1 protein-coding gene is annotated in these 1,438 nt (G+C 77.3%); it reads left to right on the forward strand.

Annotated features, from left to right (window positions below; translation table 11 throughout):
* Positions 1-1,438 (forward strand): type I polyketide synthase (locus ACIQOV_RS41290; protein ID WP_401056270.1); only part of this gene is annotated, 1,438 nt, incomplete at both ends.

Consider the following 1,438-nt stretch of genomic DNA (forward strand, 5'->3'; position numbering starts at 1 on the left):
TCGGCCTGGAGGGCCCGGCGGTCACCGTGGACACCGCCTGCTCCTCCTCGCTGGTCGCCCTGCACCTGGCCGTGCAGGCCCTCCGGGGCGGGGAGTGCGACCTGGCGCTGGCCGGCGGGGTGACCGTGATGGCCGCGCCCGAGGTGTTCGGCTCGCTGGGCGGTGGGCAGGGCGTGGCCGCGGACGGCCGCTGCAAGTCCTTCGCCGCCGCCGCCGACGGGATGGGCTGGGCCGAGGGCGCGGGCGTGCTGCTGGTGGAACGGCTCTCCGACGCCCGGCGGCTCGGGCACGAGGTGCTCGCGGTGGTGCGGGGCAGCGCGGTCAACCAGGACGGCGCCTCCAGCGGGCTGACGGCCCCCAACGGGCCGTCCCAGCAGCGGGTGATCCGGGAGGCCCTGGCCGCCGCCGGACTCTCGCCCGCCGAGGTGGACGCGGTGGAGGCGCACGGCACCGGCACCCGCCTCGGCGACCCGATCGAGGCCCAGGCGCTGCTCGCCACGTACGGGCAGGGGCGGCCCGAAGGCCGTCCGCTGCTGCTCGGCTCGGTGAAGTCCAACCTCGGCCACACCCAGGCCGCGGCCGGGGTGGCGGGCGTGATCAAGATGGTGCTGGCGATGCGGCACGGCGTGCTGCCGGCCACCCTGCACGTGGACGAGCCGACACCGCTGGTGGACTGGTCGGCGGGCGCGGTGGAGCTGCTGACCGAGGCCCGGCCGTGGCCGGAGGCGGACCGGGCGCGCCGGGCGGCGATCTCCTCCTTCGGGGTGAGCGGCACCAACGCCCACGTGGTCATCGAGCAGGGCGAGGCCCTCGTGGTCCCCGAACCGGCGAGCGTCCCGGCCCTCGTGCCCTGGCCGCTCTCGGCCCGGACGGCCGACGGCCTGCGGGCCCAGGCGCGCCGGCTGCGGGCCTTCGTGGCCGCCACGCCGGAGGCCGGACCGGTGGACGTCGGGCGCGGGCTGCTCGCCCGTACCGTCATGGAGCACCGCGCGGTCCTGCTCGGCGGCGACCGGGAGGCGTTCACCGCCGCGCTCGACGCGCTGGCCGCGGGCGACCCGGCCGGCGAGGGGCGGACGGCGTTCCTGTTCACGGGTCAGGGTGCGCAGCGGGTCGGGATGGGCCGGGGGCTGTACGAGGCGTTCCCGGTGTTCGCGGCGGCGTTCGACGCGGTCTGTGCGGAGCTGGACGGGAGGCTCGGGCGGTCGGTGCGGGAGGTCGTCTTCGCGGGTGCGGAGGATCTGGACCGGACGGTGTGGGCGCAGGCCGGGCTGTTCGCGGTCGAGGTGGCGTCGTTCCGGCTGCTGGAGTCCTGGGGCGTGGTCCCGGATGTGCTGCTCGGGCACTCGATCGGTGAGGTGGCGGCCGCTCATGTGGCCGGGGTGTTCTCGCTGGCGGACGCGTGCGCCCTGGTGGCGGCGCGGGGCCGGCTGATGGACGC

This window comes from Kitasatospora sp. NPDC091257, from assembly GCF_044757675.1.
In the GTDB taxonomy this organism is placed as follows: Bacteria; Actinomycetota; Actinomycetes; order Streptomycetales; family Streptomycetaceae; genus Kitasatospora; species Kitasatospora lactacystinica.